Origin of the sequence: Pseudomonas fluorescens (genome assembly GCF_900636825.1) — a bacterium.
Classification (GTDB): Bacteria; Pseudomonadota; Gammaproteobacteria; order Pseudomonadales; family Pseudomonadaceae; genus Aquipseudomonas; species Aquipseudomonas fluorescens_BG.
The window spans coordinates 4,606,249-4,627,404 of the sequence record NZ_LR134318.1; the positions used below are offsets into that span (position 1 = coordinate 4,606,249).

The 21,156-nt window shown below is 57.8% G+C and carries 25 protein-coding genes and 1 tRNA gene; 3 read left to right on the forward strand and 23 right to left on the reverse strand.

Annotation, left to right across the window (positions count from 1 at the left end; all coding sequences use genetic code 11):
* Positions 1–9: 9 nt before the first annotated feature.
* The gene (locus EL257_RS20900) at positions 10–498 is read left to right on the forward strand and encodes an RDD family protein (protein WP_126365816.1); all 489 of its coding nucleotides are present in this window, start codon (positions 10–12) and stop codon (positions 496–498) included.
* Between the two features lie 84 nt (positions 499–582).
* Here the strand turns inward: EL257_RS20900 and nadA are convergent, their stop codons facing one another.
* From nadA to EL257_RS20995, 19 genes are all read right to left on the reverse strand, one after another.
* The gene (nadA, locus tag EL257_RS20905; protein WP_016773509.1) at positions 583–1,641 is read right to left on the reverse strand and encodes a quinolinate synthase NadA; all 1,059 of its coding nucleotides are present in this window, start codon (positions 1,639–1,641) and stop codon (positions 583–585) included.
* 271 nt (positions 1,642–1,912) lie between these two features.
* Positions 1,913–1,988 (reverse strand) — tRNA-Lys (locus EL257_RS20910).
* A gap of 62 nt (positions 1,989–2,050) precedes the next feature.
* Positions 2,051–2,743: a 7-cyano-7-deazaguanine synthase QueC gene (queC, locus tag EL257_RS20915; protein WP_126365818.1), complete on the reverse strand. Its 693-nt coding sequence runs from the start codon at positions 2,741–2,743 to the stop codon at positions 2,051–2,053.
* A 1-nt stretch (position 2,744) separates the two neighbouring features.
* Positions 2,745–3,392, reverse strand: coding sequence for a 7-carboxy-7-deazaguanine synthase QueE (gene queE / locus EL257_RS20920; RefSeq protein ID WP_126365821.1), 648 nt, complete (start codon positions 3,390–3,392; stop codon positions 2,745–2,747).
* A 166-nt stretch (positions 3,393–3,558) separates the two neighbouring features.
* A complete protein-coding gene (gene ybgF / locus EL257_RS20925; protein WP_126365823.1) occupies positions 3,559–4,395 on the reverse strand; it encodes a tol-pal system protein YbgF in 837 nt (278 codons plus the stop codon).
* 6 nt (positions 4,396–4,401) lie between these two features.
* Complete coding sequence (gene pal, locus EL257_RS20930; RefSeq protein ID WP_003178634.1) at positions 4,402–4,899, reverse strand: peptidoglycan-associated lipoprotein Pal; 498 nt, start codon at positions 4,897–4,899, stop codon at positions 4,402–4,404.
* 52 nt (positions 4,900–4,951) lie between these two features.
* Entirely contained in the window at positions 4,952–6,232 is a 1,281-nt protein-coding gene (gene tolB, locus EL257_RS20935; protein ID WP_126368210.1) for a Tol-Pal system beta propeller repeat protein TolB, read from the reverse strand.
* A gap of 17 nt (positions 6,233–6,249) precedes the next feature.
* A complete protein-coding gene (tolA, locus tag EL257_RS20940) occupies positions 6,250–7,326 on the reverse strand; it encodes a cell envelope integrity protein TolA (protein ID WP_126365825.1) in 1,077 nt (358 codons plus the stop codon).
* Positions 7,326–7,778, reverse strand: a complete 453-nt coding sequence (gene tolR / locus EL257_RS20945) for a protein TolR (RefSeq protein ID WP_172604569.1) — start codon at positions 7,776–7,778, stop codon at positions 7,326–7,328. The genes tolA and tolR overlap by 1 nt, the downstream gene beginning before the upstream one ends.
* A 23-nt stretch (positions 7,779–7,801) precedes the next feature.
* Positions 7,802–8,497: a protein TolQ gene (tolQ, locus tag EL257_RS20950; protein ID WP_007995636.1), complete on the reverse strand. Its 696-nt coding sequence runs from the start codon at positions 8,495–8,497 to the stop codon at positions 7,802–7,804.
* Positions 8,487–8,954, reverse strand: coding sequence for a tol-pal system-associated acyl-CoA thioesterase (gene ybgC, locus EL257_RS20955; protein WP_126365828.1), 468 nt, complete (start codon positions 8,952–8,954; stop codon positions 8,487–8,489). The genes tolQ and ybgC overlap by 11 nt, the downstream gene beginning before the upstream one ends.
* Positions 8,955–9,081: 127 nt before the next feature.
* On the reverse strand, positions 9,082–10,143 hold the full coding sequence (gene ruvB / locus EL257_RS20960; RefSeq protein WP_126365830.1) for a Holliday junction branch migration DNA helicase RuvB: 1,062 nt from the start codon (positions 10,141–10,143) through the stop codon (positions 9,082–9,084).
* The gene (gene ruvA, locus EL257_RS20965) at positions 10,144–10,752 is read right to left on the reverse strand and encodes a Holliday junction branch migration protein RuvA (RefSeq protein ID WP_126365832.1); all 609 of its coding nucleotides are present in this window, start codon (positions 10,750–10,752) and stop codon (positions 10,144–10,146) included. It lies immediately after the preceding gene.
* Positions 10,753–10,866: 114 nt separating this feature from the next.
* Positions 10,867–11,394: a crossover junction endodeoxyribonuclease RuvC gene (gene ruvC / locus EL257_RS20970; protein ID WP_126365834.1), complete on the reverse strand. Its 528-nt coding sequence runs from the start codon at positions 11,392–11,394 to the stop codon at positions 10,867–10,869.
* 157 nt (positions 11,395–11,551) lie between these two features.
* Positions 11,552–12,298: a YebC/PmpR family DNA-binding transcriptional regulator gene (locus EL257_RS20975; protein WP_024014089.1), complete on the reverse strand. Its 747-nt coding sequence runs from the start codon at positions 12,296–12,298 to the stop codon at positions 11,552–11,554.
* Positions 12,299–12,417: 119 nt separating this feature from the next.
* The gene (gene aspS, locus EL257_RS20980) at positions 12,418–14,193 is read right to left on the reverse strand and encodes an aspartate--tRNA ligase (protein WP_126365836.1); all 1,776 of its coding nucleotides are present in this window, start codon (positions 14,191–14,193) and stop codon (positions 12,418–12,420) included.
* Positions 14,194–14,292: 99 nt separating this feature from the next.
* Positions 14,293–14,514, reverse strand: coding sequence for an FmdB family zinc ribbon protein (locus tag EL257_RS20985; RefSeq protein ID WP_007912741.1), 222 nt, complete (start codon positions 14,512–14,514; stop codon positions 14,293–14,295).
* A gap of 131 nt (positions 14,515–14,645) precedes the next feature.
* Positions 14,646–14,984, reverse strand: a complete 339-nt coding sequence (locus EL257_RS20990) for a ribbon-helix-helix domain-containing protein (protein WP_126365838.1) — start codon at positions 14,982–14,984, stop codon at positions 14,646–14,648.
* Positions 14,985–15,165: 181 nt separating this feature from the next.
* Entirely contained in the window at positions 15,166–15,636 is a 471-nt protein-coding gene (locus EL257_RS20995; RefSeq protein WP_126365840.1) for a Dps family protein, read from the reverse strand.
* A gap of 314 nt (positions 15,637–15,950) precedes the next feature.
* Between EL257_RS20995 and EL257_RS28225 the strand changes: the two genes are divergently transcribed.
* Positions 15,951–16,553: a cold-shock protein gene (locus EL257_RS28225; protein WP_126365842.1), complete on the forward strand. Its 603-nt coding sequence runs from the start codon at positions 15,951–15,953 to the stop codon at positions 16,551–16,553.
* Between the two features lie 74 nt (positions 16,554–16,627).
* Here the strand turns inward: EL257_RS28225 and EL257_RS21005 are convergent, their stop codons facing one another.
* The gene (locus EL257_RS21005; protein WP_126365844.1) at positions 16,628–16,834 is read right to left on the reverse strand and encodes a SlyX family protein; all 207 of its coding nucleotides are present in this window, start codon (positions 16,832–16,834) and stop codon (positions 16,628–16,630) included.
* 3 nt (positions 16,835–16,837) lie between these two features.
* The gene (locus tag EL257_RS21010; protein ID WP_126368212.1) at positions 16,838–17,263 is read right to left on the reverse strand and encodes an HIT family protein; all 426 of its coding nucleotides are present in this window, start codon (positions 17,261–17,263) and stop codon (positions 16,838–16,840) included.
* An 888-nt stretch (positions 17,264–18,151) separates the two neighbouring features.
* On the opposite strand from EL257_RS21010, the gene EL257_RS21015 reads away from it, so the two are divergent.
* Positions 18,152–19,501: an OprD family porin gene (locus EL257_RS21015; protein ID WP_126365846.1), complete on the forward strand. Its 1,350-nt coding sequence runs from the start codon at positions 18,152–18,154 to the stop codon at positions 19,499–19,501.
* Between the two features lie 119 nt (positions 19,502–19,620).
* On the opposite strand, the gene EL257_RS21020 is transcribed toward EL257_RS21015, so the two are convergent.
* Positions 19,621–20,463 carry a mechanosensitive ion channel family protein gene (locus EL257_RS21020; RefSeq protein ID WP_126365848.1) on the reverse strand — a complete coding sequence of 281 codons (843 nt, stop codon included), beginning with the start codon at positions 20,461–20,463 and terminating at the stop codon, positions 19,621–19,623.
* Positions 20,464–20,616: 153 nt separating this feature from the next.
* Positions 20,617–21,102: a YajQ family cyclic di-GMP-binding protein gene (locus tag EL257_RS21025; protein ID WP_008080210.1), complete on the reverse strand. Its 486-nt coding sequence runs from the start codon at positions 21,100–21,102 to the stop codon at positions 20,617–20,619.
* Positions 21,103–21,156: the final 54 nt, after the last annotated feature.

Sequence of the window (21,156 nt, forward strand, 5' to 3'; positions counted from 1 at the left end):
GAGGCGGCCATGTCGAAAAACCTGCTTACGCCCCAAGGTGATTTTCCCGCCGTCGGCCTCGGTCGTCGCCTGGCAGCGATGTTCTACGACTTCCTGCTGTGCACTGCCCTGCTGATCGTTACCGGGTTCGTCTACAAGCTGATCCAGGCAGCGATCATTGGCGAAGAACGTCTGCGGGTCATGACCGATGCCGGGCAGCTCGATGGCGACCCGCTGTACTCGACAGTCCTGCTGCTGGTGCTGTTTGGCTTCTTCGCCAAATTCTGGACCCACGGCGGGCAGACGCTGGGCATGCAGGTGTGGGGCATACGTGTGCAGAACGCCGATGGCACGGCGATCAGCCTGTGGCAATCGCTGCTACGTTTTATGGTCTCGATTGCGTCGTGGCTGTGCGTAGGGCTGGGCTTTCTCTGGTCACTGTATGACAAGCAGAAGCGCACGTGGCATGACATCTATTCGGATACGCGTGTCGTACGGATTCCGAAGAAGCAAAAGTAAACGCCCATAAAAAAAGACCGCAGCCTTCGGCAGCTCCTACAGGGATCAGTGTAGGAGCTGCCGAAGGCTGCGATCTTTTGCTTTTTAAGCGTTACCGGCCAGCTTCATCCGCGCTGCCTGAGTGAAGTCGAGCATGCGTTTCAAAGGCCGGATCGCCTGCGGAATCAACGCCGGATCGACAAAGATCTCGTTCGTGCCTTCCTTCAAGCTCTTGAGCGTGCGCTCAAGGGTGTTCATCGCCATCCAAGGGCAATGCGCGCAACTGCGGCACGCGGCGCCGTTACCGGCGGTTGGGGCCTCGATGAAAACCTTGTCCGGGCACAACTGCTGCATTTTATAGAAAATGCCACGGTCGGTCGCAACGATCAGCGTCTTGTTCGGCAGTGATTGCGCTGCGGCGATCAGTTGACTGGTGGAACCGACGGCATCCGCCAGTTCGATCACCGAAGTCGGCGACTCCGGATGCACCAGAATCGCTGCATCCGGATACAGCGCTTTCATGTCTTCGAGCTGCTTGGACTTGAATTCCTCGTGGACAATACAGGCACCGTCCCACAGCAGCATGTCAGCGCCGGTCTTGCGCTGAATGTACGTCCCCAGATGCTTGTCAGGGCCCCAGATGATGGTCTCGCCGTTATCCATCAGGCTTTCAACGATCTCCAGCGCACAGCTGGATGTCACCACCCAGTCGGCGCGTGCCTTAACGGCGGCCGAGGTGTTGGCGTAAACCACCACAGTGCGTTCCGGGTGCTGATCGCAGAACGCCGAGAACTCGTCGACCGGGCAACCCAGGTCCAGCGAACACGTCGCCTCGAGGGTCGGCATCAACACGCGTTTTTCCGGATTGAGAATCTTCGCCGTCTCGCCCATGAACTTCACGCCGGCGACCACCACGGTCTTGGCCGGATGGGCGTTGCCGAAGCGCGCCATTTCGAGGGAGTCGGAGACACAACCGCCGGTTTCTTCAGCGAGGGCCTGAATTACCGGGTCGCAATAAAAGTGGGCCACCAGCACCGCGTCCTGAGCCTTGAGCTCGGCGGCGATGGCAGAACGGTAATAAGCCTCTTCCTCAGCCGTCAGCGGTTTTGGCTGTTTGGCGTCGAGGTGGGCTTGAACCAGAAGGCGTTCGGAAATCTGCGTCATGTTCGCAAGACCTGCAGGCGCGTTCGCGCGAAAGTCGAGTATACACCCGGCTCCGGACCGCTTGAGGGTACCGCCGGGAGAGTGAGTATTATCAGGCACGGACAGCGTTGAAGCTGCGCAAGGCTACAGAATATCCCGTTGATACAAAAGATGATTCTGACCTGCGTCAGCGCTGCTGCGACTGAAACGACGCAGTCCCGAATCGCGGGCAAAAAAAAACCCGGAAATCCTCACTTTCGTGGGCCTTCCGGATTTTCTAAACCGCCAAATATGGTGGGTCGTGTGGGATTCGAACCTACGACCAATTGGTTAAAAGCCAACTGCTCTACCAACTGAGCTAACGACCCGCTGTGTGGTGGCGCGTATAATACTGATTTCTAAGGACTATTCAACACCTTTTTGAAAAAAATCAAAAATAAGGTGTTGGATCGTCCACACCAGCGGCCGCAAAGCCTTCTGCGCGCAGACGGCAGCTGTCGCATTTACCGCACGCACGGCCATCATCGTCGGCCTGATAGCAGGAAACAGTCAGACCATAATCGACACCGAGCTTCACGCCCGCCTGCACGATCTGCGCCTTGCTCAGATTCTGCAGCGGCGCCTGAATACGGAAGCCATTGCCTTCGACACCGGCCTTGGTTGCCAGATTGGCCATGCGTTCGAATGACTCGATGAACTCGGGACGGCAGTCTGGGTAGCCGGAATAATCCACCGCGTTCACGCCAATAAAGATATCGCGCGCCCCAAGGACTTCTGCCCAACCCAGCGCCAGGGACAGGAACACGGTATTGCGCGCCGGCACGTAAGTGACGGGAATGCCTTCGCCCAAAGTTTCCGGAATGTCGATGCTGGTGTCGGTCAGCGCCGAACCGCCCATGCCGTTCAGGTTCAGCCCAATGACCTTGTGCTCAACCACACCCAGATCGCGAGCAACGCGGGCGGCGGCATGCAGTTCGGCATGGGAACGCTGGCCGTAATCGAAACTCATGGTGTAGCAGGCGTAGCCTTCGGCGCGGGCCATGGCTACAACCGTGGCCGAGTCGAGGCCGCCGGACAGCAGGATGACTGCACGTTTTTCGGTAGTGTTCAGTTGTTCGGTCATATCAGCGCCCCGGCTCGTCATTCCATAGATATTTATGCAGCTGCAATTGCAGTCGCACTGGCAGGTTATCCGCCACCACCCAGTCCGCCAGATCCCGAGCATCGAGGTCATGGTGACTTGGGGAGAAAAGCACCTCGCCAGCGCGCCGGTCGAGACCGTACTGGATCAGCTTCGACACCGCCCAGTCATAGTCTTCACGCGAGCAGATGACAAACTTCACCTGATCGTTGCGGGTCAGCAGCTCAATGTTCTCGTAACGGTTGCGGTGCGCTTCTTTCGAGCCCGGCGTTTTCAGGTCGACAACCCGACTCACACGCGGATCGACAGCGGAAACGTCGAGGGCGCCGCTGGTTTCCAGCGAAACCTCATAACCGGCGTCACATAACCGTTCAAGCAAAGGAATGGCGTTTGGCTGTGCCAGCGGCTCGCCGCCCGTCACACAAACATAGCGCGGACGAAATCCGGCTACTTGCTCAAGGATGTCGTCAAGGGTGCGGACGGTGCCGCCACTGAACGCATAAGCGCTGTCGCAGTATTGGCAACGCAATGGGCAACCGGTCAGGCGCACGAAAACCGTGGGCAGCCCGGCGGTCCGCGTTTCCCCCTGCAACGAGTAGAAAACTTCGGTGATTCTCAATGTGTCTTGCATAGTCGCCACGGGCGTAACAGCTAAACAGGCTGTCCGCCTCCGTCAGGCACTTCAGGCAATCCCGCCAACGCGTGAACCGCAAGAAGCGTGTTTCAGAAAAAGGGCGTGAATTCTAACGAAAAAACCCGCGACAAGCGCGGGTTTCTTCCAAACGGGTCAAGCCAGGTTACATGCGTTGCAGATCGCGTTGAGCCAACTGCGCGGCGGATGTACCCGGATATTGGGCCACCACCTGCTGCAGAATGCCTTTTACCTTGTCGGTATGACCGAGACGGCGCTCTACATCAGCCAGCTTGTACAGTGAATCCGGCACCTTGTTGTGCTTGGGATACAGCTGCGAAACCTTGGCAAAAGCCTGACCTGCACCTTGCAGATCGCCCTTGGCCAGGTTCACCTCACCCAACCAGTACTGGGCATTGCCCGCGTATTGGCTGTTCGGATATTTACGCAGGAAAGCGGCAAAAGCCTGACTGGCCTTGTCGAAATCCTTGGCTTTGATCAGGTCGAAAGCAGCATCGTAATACAGCTTCTCTTTCGCCGGATCAGCCGGTTCGCTACCCGCGGCAGGCGCTTGGGCGGCAGCCGCCCCGGCTCCTGCGGAAGCACCGGCAGCAGCACTTGCATCGCCACCGGCAGAAGAGTTCTCGGGAGGCGCGGCTGGTGCAACGCCGGATCCTATGCGCCGATCAAGATCCTGGTATCGCTCCAGGGCTTCCTGCTTCATGCGCGCAACCTGATTCTGCAGTTCTTCGATCACGCCTTGCTGGCGCGAAATCTGATCCTGCATCTGTTGCAATTGGTTGAACAGCATGCCTTGTGCCGAGGCAGGGGCCGAAGCCGCTCCCCCGGCATAGGCGCCGTTCGTACCGTAACCTGCAGGCGGATAACTGCTCCCGCTATTGTTATAACCGGAGTTGTCATCGACCACAGGAACCGCAGCCCACGCCGCAAGCGGCGCAAGGCTGAGAGCCAGAACAGTTACAGCACGACGGCACGTTCGCATATCGAATTACTTACGCAGTTCGACGCGACGGTTTTGAGCCCAGGACTGCTCGTCGTTGCCGGTAGCAACTGGACGCTCTTCGCCGTAGGAAACCAGTTCCAGCTGAGCTGGGGAAACACCTTGCAGTACCAGGTAGCGCTGAACGGCTTTCGCACGACGCTCGCCCAGTGCCATGTTGTACTCACGAGTACCACGTTCGTCGGTGTTGCCTTCCAGAACAACGCGAGCGCCGTTTGCTTTCAGGTCTTTGGCGTGAACGTCCAGAGCGCGCATGGCTTCTGGCTTCAGGTCCGAGCTGTCGTATTCGAAGTAGAAGGTGGTGATTGCGCGCAGAGCAGCTTCTTCGCTCAGGGAACCGTCAACGGCACCAGTGTTTGCGCCGTAACCAGCGTTTGGATCAACAGCGCCTTCACCGGCGTTGTCGCCGCCTTTGGACGAGCAACCTACAGCTACAGCCATGGCCAGAGCCAGCGCAGCAAATTTACCAAACTTCAGCATTTCCATCGTGAAACTCCTAATGAACCCCAGTGTGTTAAGTAAAACGTGTAGCGCCCGCTCACTTCAGGTAAGGGGACCAGGACGGTTCTCTGACTTCGCCTTGAGCGGTAGGAAGCGGGAGCCTAACGCGTCCATTAATGGACACGAGCATCAAGACTCCCCGGCCCTGTTGGCGGGTGGCGTAGATTACCATGGTGCCGTTGGGCGCAACAGTAGGTGACTCGTCCAGAGTGCTATCAGTGAGGATCTTTACACTACCTCGCTGCAGATCCTGAGCTGCCACCTTGAAATTGGTGAAGCCATCCTGACGATGGATCATCACCAAAGTCTTTTCATCTGCCGACAGTTTCGGGTTGGCGTTGTAGTTGCCCACAAACGTCACACGCTCGGCACCACCGCCGCTGGCGCTGGTTTTATAGATCTGCGGCTTGCCGCCACGGTCCGAGGTGAAATAGATGGTCGAACCATCCTTGCCCCAGAACGGCTCGGTGTTGATGCCCGGGCCAGCGGTCACACGGGTGATCTGGCGCGAACCGAGGTTCATCACGTAGATGTCCGGGTTACCGTCCTTCGACAGCACGAATGCCAAGCGATTGCCGTCCGGCGACCAGGCTGGCGCGCCGTTGAGGCCTTCGAAGTTGGTGATCTGCTCACGGCGACCGGTGTCGATGTTCTGCATGAAGATGCGTGGACGCTTCTGCTCGAACGACACGTAGGCAATACGCTTGCCGTCCGGTGCAAAACGCGGCGACAGAATTGGCTCGCGCGATTGCAACAGAGTCACAGCACGGGCGCCGTCATAGTCGGAACGTTGCAGGGTGTAACGCGTGTTCTTCTCGGAGAAGCGCTCGGCCGTGACATATAGCAGACGCGTCGAAAAGGCACCGTCGATGCCGGTCAGCTTCTGGAACGACTGATCGGAAATGAAGTGCGCCATGTCGCGCAGTTGGTCGGTCGAACCGGAAACACTGCCATCGGCCACTTTTTGTTCGGTGGCAACGTTGAACAATGCCCATTGCACCTGCAGGCGACCACCGGCTGGGGCAATGCTGCCGACCATCACGTATTGAGCACCCAACGCCTTCCAGTCACGGAAGATGATTTCGCTCGGCTGGCTTGGCTGGCTGATCATGTTCTGCTTCGGGATCGGCGCGTAATAACCGGAGTTGCGCAAGTCGTTACCGATGATCTCTGCCATGTCGTCCGGCAGCACCGCACCACCTTGCATACCGAACGGTACGACGGCGATCGGCGTTGCCCGGTCGGTGCCGCTGCTGATCAGGATGTTCTTTTCGTCTGCTACCGCTATCCCTGCCAGGCAGCAGATAACGACCAGCATTGATCGAAGAATATTTCTCACAAGCCTAAATCCTCAGGATTGAATGTCATCTTGAATGAACGATAAGGAGCGAAATCACTTGGGCTCAAGCCCTGCATCTCCGTCAATCGGCCTATATTCTTTACGGCGGCAACCGCTGAAGCGTCAAATGGAGCATCGCCGCTGGACTTGGTGACTGTGGCACCGGTTACGGTACCGTCCGGCAACATGCTGATCCGAAGCTCTACCTTCATGCCTTTACGCGCTGAAGGCGGAAGATTCCAGCCTTCCGAAACTCGCAGCCTGATCAGGTCATCGAAATCACCCGCCACACTGTCGCCGAGCTCATCTGCCTTGGTCGCTGCACGATCCGTCTTGTCCGAGAGCAACTCAGCCAGCGCCTGGGCTTTTTTGTCCTCGGCTGATTTACGAGCTGCGTCCTGGGCCTTTTTCTTGGCGGCGTCGGCGGCGGCTTTCTTCTTGGCTTCTTCGGCGACTTTCTTTTTCGCCTCTTCAGCCTCAGATTTCTTCTTGGCGTCTTCGGCCGCTTTTTTCTTCGCGTCCTCTACGATCTTCTTCTTGGCTTCTTCCGCAGCGGCTTTCTTGGCCTCTTCTTCAGCAGCCTTTTTAGCTTCGTCTTCGGCTTTCTTCTTGGCTATATCAGCCAATTGTTTCTCTTCAGCCTTTTTGGCCTCGGCTTTCTTCGCATCGTCGGCTTTTTTGGCTTCATCAGCCTTTTTCGCCTCGTCCGCTTTCTTCGCCTCGTCGGCCTTCTTGGCTTCCTCGGCCTTTTGAGCCGCTTCTTCTTTCTTTTGTTCCGCAGCTTTTACCGCTTCCTGCTCGACCTTTTTCTGTTCCAACTGCTCGACTTCAGTCTGGCGCGCGGCGGTTTTCTTCGCCTCACCCGCAATCTTCTGATTGGTCTGGGTGGTTGCCGGACTTTTCGATTTCAGTTGGTACAGGGTCGCCTGGACGATCGGCTTGGCCGGCGGCAACTCCGGTGTGAAGGCGAAACTGACGAACAGCATGCCGAACACCAGCACGTGCAGGACGATCGCCCAGACACTAGGCCAGAAGAAGCTTTCCGAGGCGGACGGCTCTCTCTGTTGCTGCATCAGGGGGCCTCGGTGATCAGACCAACGTTACCGACCCCGGCTTTCTGCAGCCCGCCCATGGCACCCATGACCGAACCGTAATCGACGGTCTTGTCGCCACGGATGAACACCTGGGTACGCTTGCCGTTTTCGGTGCCGGTGCGAATGATCTTGGTCACCGCATCCGTCATTTGCGGCAGGGTCATCGCCCTGTCCTGTTGCTTCTCGGTGTCGACTTCGCTGCCAAGATTCCAGTAGTAGGTCTTGTCAGCCTTGATCGAAATGGTCAGGACCTGGGTGTTGTTGTCTTGCGGCAAGGCTTCGCTGGAAACCTTGGGCAGATCAACCTTCACGCCCTGATTGAGCATCGGCGCGGTCACCATGAAGATGACCAGCAGTACCAACATCACGTCGATGTAGGGCACTACGTTCATCTCGGCGACCGGCTTGCGCTTTTTGCGAGCTCGAGCGATTAAAGCCATTGGGAATTACCTGCTTATTCTTCGCTGGTGTGCACTTTGCGGTGCAGGATCGCCTGGAATTCATCGGCGAAGGTGTAGTAACGGCCCAGCAGGGTTTCGCTGCGAGCGGCGAAACGGTTGTAAGCGATGACCGCAGGGATCGCCGCGAACAGGCCGATCGCGGTGGCGATCAGGGCTTCGGCGATGCCCGGTGCAACAGTCGCCAGGGTCGCCTGTTGGGCGGTGGCCAGACCACGGAAGGAGTTCATGATCCCCCATACAGTACCGAACAGACCGATGTACGGGCTGACCGAACCGACGGTGGCGAGGAACGGCAGGCTCTGCTCCAGTTTCTCTTCTTCACGGGAGATGGCAACGCGCATCGCGCGGGCCACGCCTTCCATGACTGCTTCAGGATCAACACCCGGCTGCTGGCGCAGACGCGAAAACTCTTTGAAACCGGCGCGGAAGATCTGCTCCACACCAGAATCCGGATCCGGATTGCTGCCCGCCTGGCGGTACAGTTTCGACAGGTCGATACCCGACCAGAAGCGCTCTTCAAAGCTCTCCAGGGCGCGTCGACCGGCACGCAGCAGATTGCTGCGCTGAAAGATCATGATCCATGAGGTCACCGATGCGGCCACCAGAGTCAACATTACCAACTGCACCACGATGCTGGCATTGCTGACCAGGCTCCACATGGAGGAATGGTCGACGACGTTAGCTTCCACGCTTTATCTCCTGCTTTGAGTGTGTACCCGGGCCGCCCGCGTCGGCGAAGGCCGCACGCAGGTCTTCGGGAAGGGCCCGGGGTTTCAAACTGTCAGTGCGCACACAGGCCACCAAAAACTGCCCTTCACAGAGCAGCACATTATCCGTTGCCCGCCTGACCTGCTGTTTAAAGCGCAGGCTGGCACGGTTCAATTCGATTACTTCAGCGCTTACCAGCAGTTCGTCGTCCAGTCGCGCCGGCGCGTGGTAGCGCGCTTCGCTGGAATGCACGACGAACAACAGGTCCTCTCCGGCCAGCTGCGATTGGGCAAAGCCCAGCTCGCGAAGCCGCTCGGTTCGAGCCCGTTCCATAAACTTGAGGTAATTAACGTAATACACGATGCCGCCCGCATCGGTGTCCTCGTAATAAACGCGACAACGATGTGCGAACGGCTCAAGCCCGTTTTGCGCGCGCATACTCTAGTGCTTACTCCTCAGGTTGCCAATCCGGCCAGGCAACTGTTTTTCGTGGTTTCAAAGCTTTAACGCAAAAGTACCGTCGTCTGACAGTACAAACCCTCAATAAATCACCAACAAATGTGTATCAATCGTCGACTGCATCGAGAAACGGGTCTGCCACGGGCATCTCGCCCATGCGTGACGGCACATTCAAACCGAAATGCAGATACGCATGCCGCGTGACCACCCTGCCCCGTGGCGTGCGCATGATGTAGCCCTGCTGGATCAGATACGGCTCCAACACGTCTTCAATGGTGTGGCGCTCTTCGCTGATCGCCGCCGCCAGACTGTCGATACCGACCGGGCCGCCATCAAACTTCTCGATCATGGTCAGCAGCAGACGCCGGTCCTGATGATCGAAACCATGTTCATCGACATCCAGCAGGTTCAGCGCCAGATCCGCCACGGCTTTGGTGATGTGGCCCTTGGCGCGCACTTCGGCGAAGTCGCGAACCCGGCGCAGCAGACGGTTGGCGATCCGCGGCGTACCCCGGGCACGACGGGCAATTTCGAACGAACCTTCCGGGTCCAGTGGCAAACCGAGAATGGCCGCCGAACGACTGACAATCGTCGCCAGATCTGCCGTGCTGTAGAACTCGAGGCGCTGGACGATCCCGAAGCGGTCCCGCAGCGGGTTGGTCAGCATGCCCGCGCGGGTGGTTGCGCCGACCAGCGTGAACGGTGGGAGATCGAGCTTGATCGAGCGCGCTGCCGGCCCTTCGCCGATCATGATGTCGAGCTGAAAATCTTCCATCGCCGGGTACAGCACTTCTTCCACGATCGGCGACAGACGATGGATTTCGTCGATGAACAAAACGTCGTGGGGCTCAAGGTTGGTCAGCAGCGCTGCAAGGTCGCCCGGACGCTCCAGCACGGGGCCGGAGGTGCTCTTGATCGACACACCCATTTCCTGGGCAATGATGTTGGCCAGGGTGGTCTTGCCCAGGCCCGGCGGGCCGAAGATCAATGTGTGATCGAGGGATTCACTGCGGCCACGGGCAGCCTGGATGAACAACTCCATCTGCTCGCGCACAGTCGGCTGGCCAATGTAGTCGGCCAGGCTGACCGGGCGAATCGCGCGGTCCTGGACTTCTTCGCGTTCGCGCGGACTGTGCGCGGCGGCGATCAGACGATCAGCTTCAATCACTTAAATCATTCCCTTCAGGGCGCGGCGGATCATGTCTTCACTGCTGAGGTTTTTCTCTTTGATCGCGGAAATCGCCTTGCTGGCTTCCTGCGGCTTGTAGCCCAGCGAGATCAACGCACTGACCGCATCGGTTTCGGCGGTGTTGACCGGCGCCGGCCCGTCCGGCTGATTCGGCACCAGCGCAAACATCGCCGGGGAGGTTTCCCAAGCCTTGAAACGATCTTTCAATTCCACCAGCAAACGCTCGGCGGTCTTCTTGCCAACCCCCGGCACCTTGGTCAATGCCGAGGTGTCCTGGGACTGCACGCAGCGCACCAGCTCGTCTACTTCCAGGCTCGACATCAGTGCCAGCGCCAGTTTCGGTCCGACGCCATTGAGACGAATCAATTCACGAAAAAAGTCTCGCTCACGCTTGCCGGCAAAGCCATAGAGCAACTGCGCATCTTCACGTACGACCAAATGGGTATGCAGGGTCAGCGGTTCACCGACCGACGGCAGACGATAAAGGGTGGTCATGGGCACTTCCACCTCATACCCAAGGCCGTTTACATCCAGAATCAGGTGCGGCGGCTGTTTCTCAGCCAGAGTGCCGCGCAAGCGTCCAATCACGTTTCAGATCCTTGAGCGTTGGCCAGCCGTGGGCTGGCGACGATTGAAGATGAGTTCCGCGCCGACAATTCAGGCGGCGAAACAGCACTTTCAGGAAAATTGCTGCTGATGCTATCAGAGACGCAGGCGCCCGCCACGACTGCGTGCGGTTGCCAAACCGTGCGGCAGCAGGCTGGACCGCGTATGGGCGTGACAGATCGCAATTGCCAGGGCGTCAGATGCATCGATTTGCGGTTTGGCGGTCAGCTTGAGCATGTGCATGACCATCATCTGCACCTGTTCTTTATTGGCCGCGCCCGTACCCACCACGGCCTGTTTGACCTGAGTAGCGGTGTATTCGGCGATCTCCAGGCATTCTTCGGCGCCAGCGACGATGGCGGCACCCCGCGCCTGACCCAGCTTCAGCGCCGAATCGGCGTTCTTGGCCATGAACACCTTTTCGATGCCCATGGTGATCGGGCCGTAGGTCTGGATGATCTCGCGAACGCCGCGATAGACGATCTGCAGACGCTCATGCAACTCGCCGGCGCCTGTGCGGATGCAGCCCGAGGCCACATAAATGCAGCCGCCCCGCCCGGTATCGCGAACGATCCCGTAACCGGTGATGCGCGAACCGGGGTCGATGCCAAGAATTAGAGTCATAACGCCTGCGGAAATTGATGCAAAAGCTGAGGGTACATGGAGGAGCTGCCGAAGGCTGCGATCTTTGTGTTTTTAAAGGATCAAAAGATCGCAGCCTTCGGCAGCTCCTACAGGGGAAGTGTAGAGCCAGCAAAAAACTGCGACCTTTCTATTTACATCAGCCGAGCTGAGCGGCCACGTCTTCCGGAATGTCCGCGTTGGAATAGACGTTCTGCACGTCATCCAGATCCTCAAGCATGTCGATCAGCTTGAGCACTTTCTCCGCGCCTTCCAGATCCAGTTCGGCACTCGTCGTCGGCTGCATGACGATTTCTGCATCGTCACCTTTGAAGCCGGCTGCTTCCAACGCGTTGCGCACCGCATAAAAACCGGTGAACGAGGTGAACACATCGATCGAGCCATCCTCGTGCGTAACCACGTCATCGGCATCGGCTTCCAGCGCCGCTTCGGTCAGTGCGTCTTCATCGACGCCCGGCGCGAAGCTGATCTGGCCCTTGCGCTCGAACAGATACGCCACCGAACCGTCGGTGCCGAGGTTGCCACCGCACTTGCTGAACGCATGGCGCACGGCGGCGGCGGTACGGTTACGGTTGTCGGTCATGCACTCGACCATCACCGCTACGCCGCCCGGGCCGTAACCTTCGTAAGTCAGCTCCTCAACGTTGTCGGCTTCAGTCGCACCGGCGCCGCGCGCGACGGCACGGTCGATGATGTCGCGGCTCATGTTGGCGCTCAGCGCCTTGTCCAGCGCCAGACGCAAACGCGGATTTGAACCCGGATCACCGCCACCCTGACGGGCCGCTACGGTCAGTTCGCGGATCCACTTGGTGAAGATCTTGCCTCTCTTGGCATCCTGACGTTCTTTGCGGTGCTTGATGTTCGCCCACTTGGAATGACCTGCCATAACTTGCTCCGAATGCTCTTTAAAACCTTGCCCGCCTTGCCAATGCAGCGGCCGGCAATTGAAAAATTCGACCTGAGAAAGAAAAAAGGCGCATCCGAAGATGCGCCTTCAGGCCCGTCTTACTCAGCCTTTGGCGTTTCGCGCAAACGAATGTGCAATTCGCGCAGTGCCTTGGCATCCACCACACCCGGCGCTTGCGTCATCACGTCGGCAGCGCTCTGGGTTTTCGGGAAGGCGATCACTTCACGGATCGACTGGGCGCCGGTCATCAGCATGACCAGGCGGTCCAGACCGAACGCCAGACCACCGTGCGGCGGTGCACCGTACTTCAGCGCGTCGAGCAGGAAGCCGAACTTCTCTTCCTGTTCCGCTTCGTCAATGCCCAGCAGACGGAACACCGACTGTTGCATCTCTTTACGGTGGATACGGATCGAACCGCCACCCAGTTCGGTGCCGTTCAGAACCATGTCGTAGGCGCGGGACAGAGCGCCAGCCGGATTGGCTTCCAGCTCTTGCGGCGTGCACTTCGGCGCGGTGAACGGGTGATGCAGCGCGGAGAAGCTGCCGTCGTCGTTTTCTTCGAACATCGGGAAGTCGACGACCCACATTGGCGCCCACTCGCAAGTCAGCAGCTTCAGGTCGTGACCGAGCTTGATACGCAGCGCGCCCAAGGCTTCGCTGACGATCTTGGCCTTGTCGGCGCCGAAGAACACGATGTCGCCGTCAACTGCGCCCACGCGATCAAGGATGGCGTTGAGGTTTTCCAGCGGGATGTTTTTCACGATCGGCGATTGCAGACCGTCAACACCGGCAGCCCGCTCGTTGACCTTGATGTACGCCAGACCCTTGGCACCGTAGATGCCGACGAACTTGGTGTAATCGTCGATCTGCTTGCGCGGCATGCTCGCCCCGCCAGGAACGCGCAGTGCAGTGATACGGCATTTCGGATCGTTGGCCGGGCCGCTGAATACTTTGAAATCGACTTCTTTCAGTTGATCGGCAACGTCGACCAGTTCCAGCGGGTTGCGCAGGTCTGGCTTGTCGGAACCGTAACGGCGCATGGCCTCTTCGAAGGTCATGTGCGGGAAGTCGCCGAACTCCAGACCCAGCACTTCCTTGAACAGGTTGCGGATCATTTGTTCGGTCAGGCCCATGATCTCTTTTTCATCGAGGAAGCTGGTCTCGATGTCGATCTGGGTGAATTCCGGCTGACGGTCGGCGCGCAGGTCTTCGTCGCGGAAGCATTTGGCGATCTGGTAGTAACGGTCGAAACCGGCAACCATCAGCAGTTGCTTGAACAGCTGCGGCGATTGCGGCAGGGCGAAGAACGACCCGGCGTGCGTACGGCTCGGTACCAGATAGTCACGCGCACCTTCAGGGGTGGCACGGGTGAGGATCGGCGTTTCAACGTCGAGGAAGCCGTTTTCGTCGAGGAAGCGACGGATGCTGGTGGTCATGCGCGAACGCAGACGCAGCTTCTCGGCCATTTCCGGACGACGCAGGTCGAGGAAGCGATAACGCAGGCGGGTTTCTTCGCCCACGTCAGAGAACTCGTTGAGCGGGAACGGCGGGGTTTCCGACTCGTTCAGCACTTCCAGTTCGTAGCCGAGCACTTCGATCATGCCCGAGGCCATGTTGGCGTTGGTCGCGCCGGCCGGACGCAGACGCACCTTGCCGGTGATCTTCACGACGTATTCGCTGCGCACGCGATCGGCGGCGGCGAAGCTTTCGGCGCGATCCGGATCGAAGACCACTTGGGCCAGACCGTCACGATCACGGATATCGAGGAAAATCACCCCGCCGTGGTCGCGGCGACGGTGAACCCATCCGCAAAGGGTAATTTCCTGGCCTTCCAGGCTTTCGTTCAGTTGGCCGCAATAGTGGCTGCGCATCATGATAATGGTTCGCTTCTCGTCATTCGATATTCGGTGGAGGTCCCGGCGCATCGAGGCGGTCCGGAAACTCACGCGTGTCGTTCAACCTGGGTTTGAACCCTAGTCAGATTTGTCGCCACCGGCCAGATTCTTCTTGGCGCCGGTCTTGAAATCAGTCTCGTACCAGCCACCGCCGCTGAGGCGAAAGCCGGGCATGGACAGTTGTTTCTTGAGCTCTGGCGCCTGGCAGGCAGGGCAGTCGACCAGCGGTGCCTCGCTGATCTTTTGAATGGCTTCCAACTGATGACCACAGGAAGCACATTGATAATCGTACATCGGCATGGGGGTGTCTCGGCGATCAGATTGCCACCGCGCGCAAGGCTTTGCGGCGAAAGAGCGGGATTATATCTATTAAATGCAGCCTGTGCAGCCGTAAGACTGCACAGGCTGGAACCTCGTCGGCAACCGCCGTTTCAGAGCGAAATCATCGATGGCGCTTGCTCGACCCCGCGCATGACACACACCACCCGCACCAACGCGCTGAAGTTCTTCACCCCGCCGTGCCGCAGATGCACCTCACGGTCGACGTGGGACAGCAGCGAACTGATCGAACATTGGTTGTCTGCAGCCATGCTGCCGAGGATGTTCCAGTAAACCTGCTCCAGGCGCAGGCAGGTCGCATAGCCGTTCAAACGCACCGACCGCGACAGCGGCCGGATTAATGTCATGTCGAACTCGCTGACGAACGGGTCGACTTTTATCACTTGTCGCGATCCGACGATCCTGTCGTCGCGCCTGTCTCCATCTACCATATCGTTGACACTCCTTTGCCATCTCTGCTGGTTTTCAAAGCCACTTCCTGTGTCTTCATAAAAACGCAGACGCAAAGTTATATCCAGATGACTTGGTGACCACCGTCGTAGGAGAAGCCGACGCTAAAAGTAGGATAGAAGTCAGCGCGCGGGCCACCAGCAAGGCAGCCCGCGCGCCCGGTTACGCTTCGAGGAGTGCGCGCAGCATCCACGCGGTTTTCTCGTGAACCTGCATGCGCTGGGTCAGCAGATCCGCCGTTGGCTCGTCACTGACCTTGTCCAGCAACGGGAAAATACCGCGCGCTGTTCGGGTAACGGCTTCCTGGCCTTCGACCAGTTGCTTGATCATGTCCTCGGCGCTCGGCACGCCGACTTCTTCCTTAATAGAGGAAAGCTTCGCGTAAGTGGCGTAGGCGCCAGGCGCCGGAAAGCCGAGTGCGCGAATCCGCTCGGCGATGGAGTCCACGGCCAGGGCGAGCTCGTTGTATTGCTCTTCGAACATCAAGTGCAGCGTGCGGAACATCGGGCCGGTGACGTTCCAGTGGAAGTTATGGGTTTTCAGATACAGCACGTAGGTGTCCGACAGCAGCCGCGACAGCCCTTCAACGATGGACTTGCGATCTTCTTCACTTATACCGATATCGATTGCCATGTTTACCCCCTAACGGCGATTGAATTTCATCCAGCAGGTGTCAGCCCCCACTTTAGCAAGGCTGTCGACACCTCGCAGCCTGGAACGCGCAAACAACCTGCGACAAATCGACCGAAGCCGTGCCGCTGGCCGGGCTGATTTGAGTAGCTGCAGGCTTTGCTGTTAAATAGGCAGTGTGTCGCCATCCCCCGTTTTCCGGGGCGTTGCGCATAGGCTGATCCGTGTGCGTGCCTACCGCCTCTTTATTTTGTTACGAAGCGAACCGTACCCCTTCAGCTCTTCCTTGTGAGCCGTCATAACGTGAGCCAATCAAAATGTTGAAAATCGTCCACCTGCTAATGGGCGCAGCGGCCTTGCTGCTGTCGTTCATACCTAGCTTGAAATCTGAAGCTGTTCCCTACCTGCAACAACCCGATGCACTTTATCTGGCCTTTTTCGGCCTGTTGAACCTGGTGATTGCTCCAGTGATTCCTTACTGGAACAAAGGCCCGCGCCAGCATCTGCAAAATCTGGTCAGTGCGCTGCTGGTACTGACCGTCGTCCTGCAAACCTTGACCCTGATCGCGCCGATGCCGGTGATCGCCGGCCAGCCAGCCGTGTTGTTCAGCCTGGTGATTGCGCTGGTTGCCGTGGTCCTGCACCTGGCCGTGAGCTTCTACAAGTCTTCCCCGGCTGCCGCGCCCGCTCACTACGACATGAGCAACCGCGATACTGGCACGGTGAAGTGGTTCAACACCTCCAAAGGCTTCGGCTTTATTTCCCGGGATTCCGGTGATGATATTTTCGTGCACTTTCGTGCAATCCGTGGCGAAGGCCACCGCGTTCTGGTCGAAGGCCAGCGCGTCGAGTTCTCGGTGATGAACCGGGACAAAGGCCTGCAAGCCGAGGACGTCATCGCCGCCCTGCCGCGTCGCTGAGCCAAAGCAAAAAACCGCGAACAGCTCGGCTGTTCGCGGTTTTTTTATGCCTGCGGGTTTATGCGACGGGCAGATCAATAATGCGGTGGTGGCGCATCTTCTTCAAAGGAACCGAATTGCCCGCTCATTTCTTCCTGACGCTTGAGCAGCGCCGCCATCTGCAACTGCAGACGATCTACCACTCGCTGCTGCTCCACCAGCACGTCGTTCAACGCCTGAATGGTGTCATCCTGAAACGCCAGACGGCTCTCCAGATCGTTAACGCGTTGTTCCACGCTCATGACTCAGCCCTCCAGAAACGTAAAGTCTTCGGTCAGCACCAACCGCAAGCGCTCACGGATGGCCGCCACCTGCTCGGCGCTGTAGGGTTTGGCGGGATGCTTGCCCCAGACCGGTGCCGGCCAGGCGGCATCGCCGCGCTTGCGCACAATCACATGCATGTGCAATTGACTGACAACGTTGCCCAGGGTAGCCACGTTCAGCTTGTCGGCGTCGAAAGAATCCTTGAGCAACTCGGCGAGCAGGGTGGTTTCCTGCCAGAGCTGCTGCTGGTCCGCGACATCCAACTGAAACAACTCGCTGATATCCTCGCGACGAGGCACCAGGATGAACCACGGGTAATTGCTGTCGTTGGACAGCAGCAGCCGGCACAGCGCAAAGTCGCCGATGACCAGCGCATCCTGTTGAAGTCGTGAATCCAAAGCAAACACTGTGAGCACTCCCCGCTGATCGTATATCTCGGCTTGGCGGCCGCTTTCGAGAGGCGGCGCGTCAAGCGACAGAACGGCAGCATACCTGCGAATGCGGCGAGCTTCACGCCAACCGCGCCGGGAAATTGATGGGCGCTCCGACATGAGACATTTATCCGAGCGACGCACCAACACGCGCCTTGACTTCAGATCTCACGCGAAGAATCCCATGGAAATCCTTGATCAACCCATTTGCAACCGTCAGGCGCCGGAGTCACTCAAGGCGAGACGTGAATTTTTTGCACCAAAACTGCACAACGCGTCTACGCTCACTGGGTCGGGCATCCGCTAAATACTCACTGCGGGGTGAACCGGTAACGTTTTGGGTTGTCATGCGCGCATTCGGTGCGTTGCAACACCAACGCTGAGGCCTCGTCAAGGCGGTAACAAAACAGGCCCGAAGCCCCGTTTTCACAAGGTTTTCACATATGCGGGCGCTGTGCAGAAAAATAACCGCACCGATTTTGCGGTTTGTGCACGCTTGTTGCATTCGTAACCGTATGGACTATAAGCGCACCGCTGGAAGTGGTCGCCCAGGTCTCATAAAAACAGTGGCAGGGTTGCCCGATGGAGATTCAAGTGTTTTGCCAGGGACTCTTTTTTACCGATGCAAAAAGGCCCGAAAACAGCGATAAAGTTGTCAGTCCGGTTGCATCGGTACTGTGAATTTGCGACATCCAGCGCTCCTTTTGCGACAACGCCGTAAAGAAGCTGAAAGGTTAGATTCGCAAGTATCGCCAACATTGTCGGCGTGATATAAGTTTGCGCCGACACAAAAAGAAAGAGCCGCCCAGATAATAAAACAGGTGGGACGGCAGTACTCTTCTAAAACCAAAGGAGCAAATCACGATGCGCGTGATGAAGTGGAGCATGATCGCACTGGCAGTTGCAGCAGCAGCCAGTTCTCAGTTGGCTACGGCCGCCCCGTTTGTAAGTGACCAGGCAGAAGCCAAAGGCTTTGTTGAAGACGCCAAGCTCGACCTGCTGGTACGTAACTATTACTTCAACCGCGACAACAAGAATGGCGGCGCCGACGTAAAAGACTGGACTCAAGGTCTTCTCGGCAACTTCAGTTCCGGTTACACCCAAGGCACCGTGGGCGTTGGTGTTGATGCGTACGGTTACCTGGCCATCAAACTGGATGGCGGCGACGGTACTTCCGGTTCGGGCAACATGAGCCGTAGCGACACCGTCAACCCGAACAACGGCGCTCGCGACGTTAACGACAGCCAGGGCAAAGCCGGCGCGTCGGTCAAATTCCGCGTATCCAAAACCGAGCTGAAATTCGGCGACATGCAGCCAAGCACTTCTCCAGTGTTCGCTGTCGGCGGTTCCCGTATCATTCCGCAAACTGCCACTGGCTTCCAGTTGCAGAGCAGCGAAGTCAAAGACCTTGACCTCGAAGCCGGTCACTTCTACTCGGGCAGCAGCCAGGACAAGAACGCTCGCGATGGTGGCCTGTATGCCAACTACGCTGGTCAGGAAACCAACACCATCGACTACTTCGGTGGTAAATACGGCATCACTGAAAACCTGAGCGCATCGCTCTACGGCGCAAAACTGGAAGACATCTGGAATCAGTACTACGCCAACGTGAACCTCACCACGCCTTTCAGCGGTGACACCTCGCTGAACACTGACTTCAACATCTACCGCACCACCGATACCGGTGACAGCCTGGTCGGTGACATCAGCAACACCACGTTCTCCCTGGCGACCGCGCTGTCGTTCCTGAAAGCGCACACCATCACCGTGGGCTTCCAGAAGGTCAACGGCGACACCCCGTTCGACTATATCGGTGTGGGTAAAAACAACCGTGGCGGCGACTCGATTTTCCTCGCCAACTCCATTCAGTACTCTGACTTCAACGGTCCAGGCGAGAAATCCGCTCAGATCCGTTACGACTTGAAGATGGCTGAATACGGCGTTCCGGGCCTTAGCTTCATGACTCGCTACGTCAAAGGTTGGGACATCGACGGCACCAACACCCCAGCAGGCAGCGCTTACGCTGGTCTGTACGGTGAAGATGGCAAACACCACGAAACCAACTTCGAAGCCAAATACGTTGTTCAGAACGGTCCAGCCAAGGATCTTTCGTTCCGTATTCGTCAAGCCTGGCACACTGCCAACGCTGACCAGGGCGAAGGTGACGTGAAAGAGTTCCGCCTGATCGTCGACTACCCACTGTCGATCTTGTAATCGCATACAGTTAGTTTGCGGTAACAAGCAAAAGGCCCATCTCGCGATGGGCCTTTTTTATTGCCTGCTGTGTGTATTAATTGTCCGACCTGCAAGTCAGCTAATTAATTAGCAGCCTATCATTGTGCCGCCGATTCCTGCACTACACGTATAACGCGCTGCGGAAACGGAATATCAATTCCGGCAGCTTTCAAGCGATCCCGCGCCTGTTCATTGAACATGAACATCACATCCCAATAATCGGCAGTTTTAACCCACACTCGCAGGGAAACCGTGATCGAACTGTCGCCCAGCGTCGAAATCACCGCTTGCGGTTCCGGGTCCTGCATGACGCGCGCATCCTTGGCCAGATCTAGCAACACCTGACGGGCTCTCTGCAGATCCGCTTCGTAATCCACGCCTACGTCGAACACCACTTTGCGGGTTGGCTGACGGTTGGTGTTGGTGATGATGCCGTTCGACAGGTTGCCGTTGGGCATGATGATGGTCTTGTTATCGCCAGTGCGCAGCACGGTATGGAAAATCTGGATGCTGTCGACGGTCCCCGCCACGCCCTGCGCTTCGATCCAGTCGCCGATACGGAACGGACGGAACAGCAGAATCAGCACGCCGCCAGCGAAATTCGCCAGGCTGCCTTGCAAGGCCAGACCGATTGCCAGACCGGCAGCACCGATAGCCGCGACGAACGAGGTGGTTTCGACGCCGATCATCGACGCGACACTGACGATCAGCAGCACTTTGAGAATGATGTTGGCCAGGCTGCTGATAAAACCTTGCAGCGCCAGGTCGGCGTTGCGCAGCGCCAGCAGGCCGCCGAGCTTGTGCGTGACCTTGTTGATCAGCCACCAGCCGATGGCCAGGGTAATCACTGCCAGCAGCACGCGACTGCCGTATTCCATGATCATCGGGATCCACGCTTGCGACGCTTTGACCAGGTGGTCCACCTCAGCATTCAAATCCATGTTTTCTCTCCTGATTTCCGGCTTCCCGGGGTGTATTCAAAACAACTGTGGGAGCGAGTCTGCTCGCGAAAGCGGTGTGTCAGTCAACTCTTCGCTGAATGAAGCACCGCTTTCGCGAACAGGCTCGCTCCCACATAGCCTTCAGACCAAGCTTTAATCGCGGAAGTTGTTGAACTGCAGCGGCATGCCGAATTCCTTCGCACGCAGCGCCGCGATGGCTTCTTGCAGATCGTCACGCTTCTTGCCGGTGACACGCACCTGCTCGCCTTGAATGGCGGCCTGGACCTTGAGTTTGGCGTCCTTGATGTGGCCAACGATCTTCTTCGCCAGCTCTTTGTCGATGCCTTCCTTGAGGATAGCGTCCTGTTTCATCAGTTTGCCGGACGCGTAAGCGTCTTTGACCTCGAGGCACTGCACGTCGATCTTGCGCTTGACCAGCGCCAGCTTGAGGATCTCGATCATCGCTTCGAGCTGGAATCCGGCTTCAGCAGTCAGACTGACGGTCAGGTCTTTTTCCTTGAATTCGAAGCTGCCTTTGCCTTTCAGGTCATAACGACGATCGAGTTCCTTCACGGCGTTCTCGACCGCGTTGGTGAGTTCGTGTTTGTCCAGTTCGGATACCACGTCGAACGACGGCATGTAATCTCTCCAATAAAAAGGCGCGCTCGATGAGGATGGAGCGCGCTTGGCTTG

Excerpts from the sequence above, each read along its gene's own strand:
- ybgF (WP_126365823.1), bottom strand. The coding sequence starts at position 4,395 with ATGCGAACGTGCCGTCGTGCTGTAACTGTTCTGGCTCTCAGCCTTGCG.
- aspS (WP_126365836.1), bottom strand. The coding sequence starts at position 14,193 with ATGATGCGCAGCCACTATTGCGGCCAACTGAACGAAAGCCTGGAAGGC.
- EL257_RS20990 (WP_126365838.1), bottom strand. The coding sequence starts at position 14,984 with ATGGTAGATGGAGACAGGCGCGACGACAGGATCGTCGGATCGCGACAA.
- ruvC (WP_126365834.1), bottom strand. The coding sequence starts at position 11,394 with ATGACTCTAATTCTTGGCATCGACCCCGGTTCGCGCATCACCGGTTAC.
- tolB (WP_126368210.1), bottom strand. The coding sequence starts at position 6,232 with ATGCTGGTCGTTATCTGCTGCCTGGCAGGGATAGCGGTAGCAGACGAA.
- EL257_RS21025 (WP_008080210.1), bottom strand. The coding sequence starts at position 21,102 with ATGCCGTCGTTCGACGTGGTATCCGAACTGGACAAACACGAACTCACC.
- EL257_RS20985 (WP_007912741.1), bottom strand. The coding sequence starts at position 14,514 with ATGCCGATGTACGATTATCAATGTGCTTCCTGTGGTCATCAGTTGGAA.
- EL257_RS21015 (WP_126365846.1), top strand. The coding sequence starts at position 18,152 with ATGCGCGTGATGAAGTGGAGCATGATCGCACTGGCAGTTGCAGCAGCA.
- EL257_RS21005 (WP_126365844.1), bottom strand. The coding sequence starts at position 16,834 with ATGAGCGTGGAACAACGCGTTAACGATCTGGAGAGCCGTCTGGCGTTT.
- ybgC (WP_126365828.1), bottom strand. The coding sequence starts at position 8,954 with ATGCGCGCGCAAAACGGGCTTGAGCCGTTCGCACATCGTTGTCGCGTT.
- tolA (WP_126365825.1), bottom strand. The coding sequence starts at position 7,326 with ATGCAGCAACAGAGAGAGCCGTCCGCCTCGGAAAGCTTCTTCTGGCCT.
- pal (WP_003178634.1), bottom strand. The coding sequence starts at position 4,899 with ATGGAAATGCTGAAGTTTGGTAAATTTGCTGCGCTGGCTCTGGCCATG.
- EL257_RS28225 (WP_126365842.1), top strand. The coding sequence starts at position 15,951 with ATGTTGAAAATCGTCCACCTGCTAATGGGCGCAGCGGCCTTGCTGCTG.
- EL257_RS21020 (WP_126365848.1), bottom strand. The coding sequence starts at position 20,463 with ATGGATTTGAATGCTGAGGTGGACCACCTGGTCAAAGCGTCGCAAGCG.
- queE (WP_126365821.1), bottom strand. The coding sequence starts at position 3,392 with ATGCAAGACACATTGAGAATCACCGAAGTTTTCTACTCGTTGCAGGGG.
- EL257_RS20995 (WP_126365840.1), bottom strand. The coding sequence starts at position 15,636 with ATGGCAATCGATATCGGTATAAGTGAAGAAGATCGCAAGTCCATCGTT.
- EL257_RS20900 (WP_126365816.1), top strand. The coding sequence starts at position 10 with ATGTCGAAAAACCTGCTTACGCCCCAAGGTGATTTTCCCGCCGTCGGC.
- nadA (WP_016773509.1), bottom strand. The coding sequence starts at position 1,641 with ATGACGCAGATTTCCGAACGCCTTCTGGTTCAAGCCCACCTCGACGCC.
- queC (WP_126365818.1), bottom strand. The coding sequence starts at position 2,743 with ATGACCGAACAACTGAACACTACCGAAAAACGTGCAGTCATCCTGCTG.
- EL257_RS20975 (WP_024014089.1), bottom strand. The coding sequence starts at position 12,298 with ATGGCAGGTCATTCCAAGTGGGCGAACATCAAGCACCGCAAAGAACGT.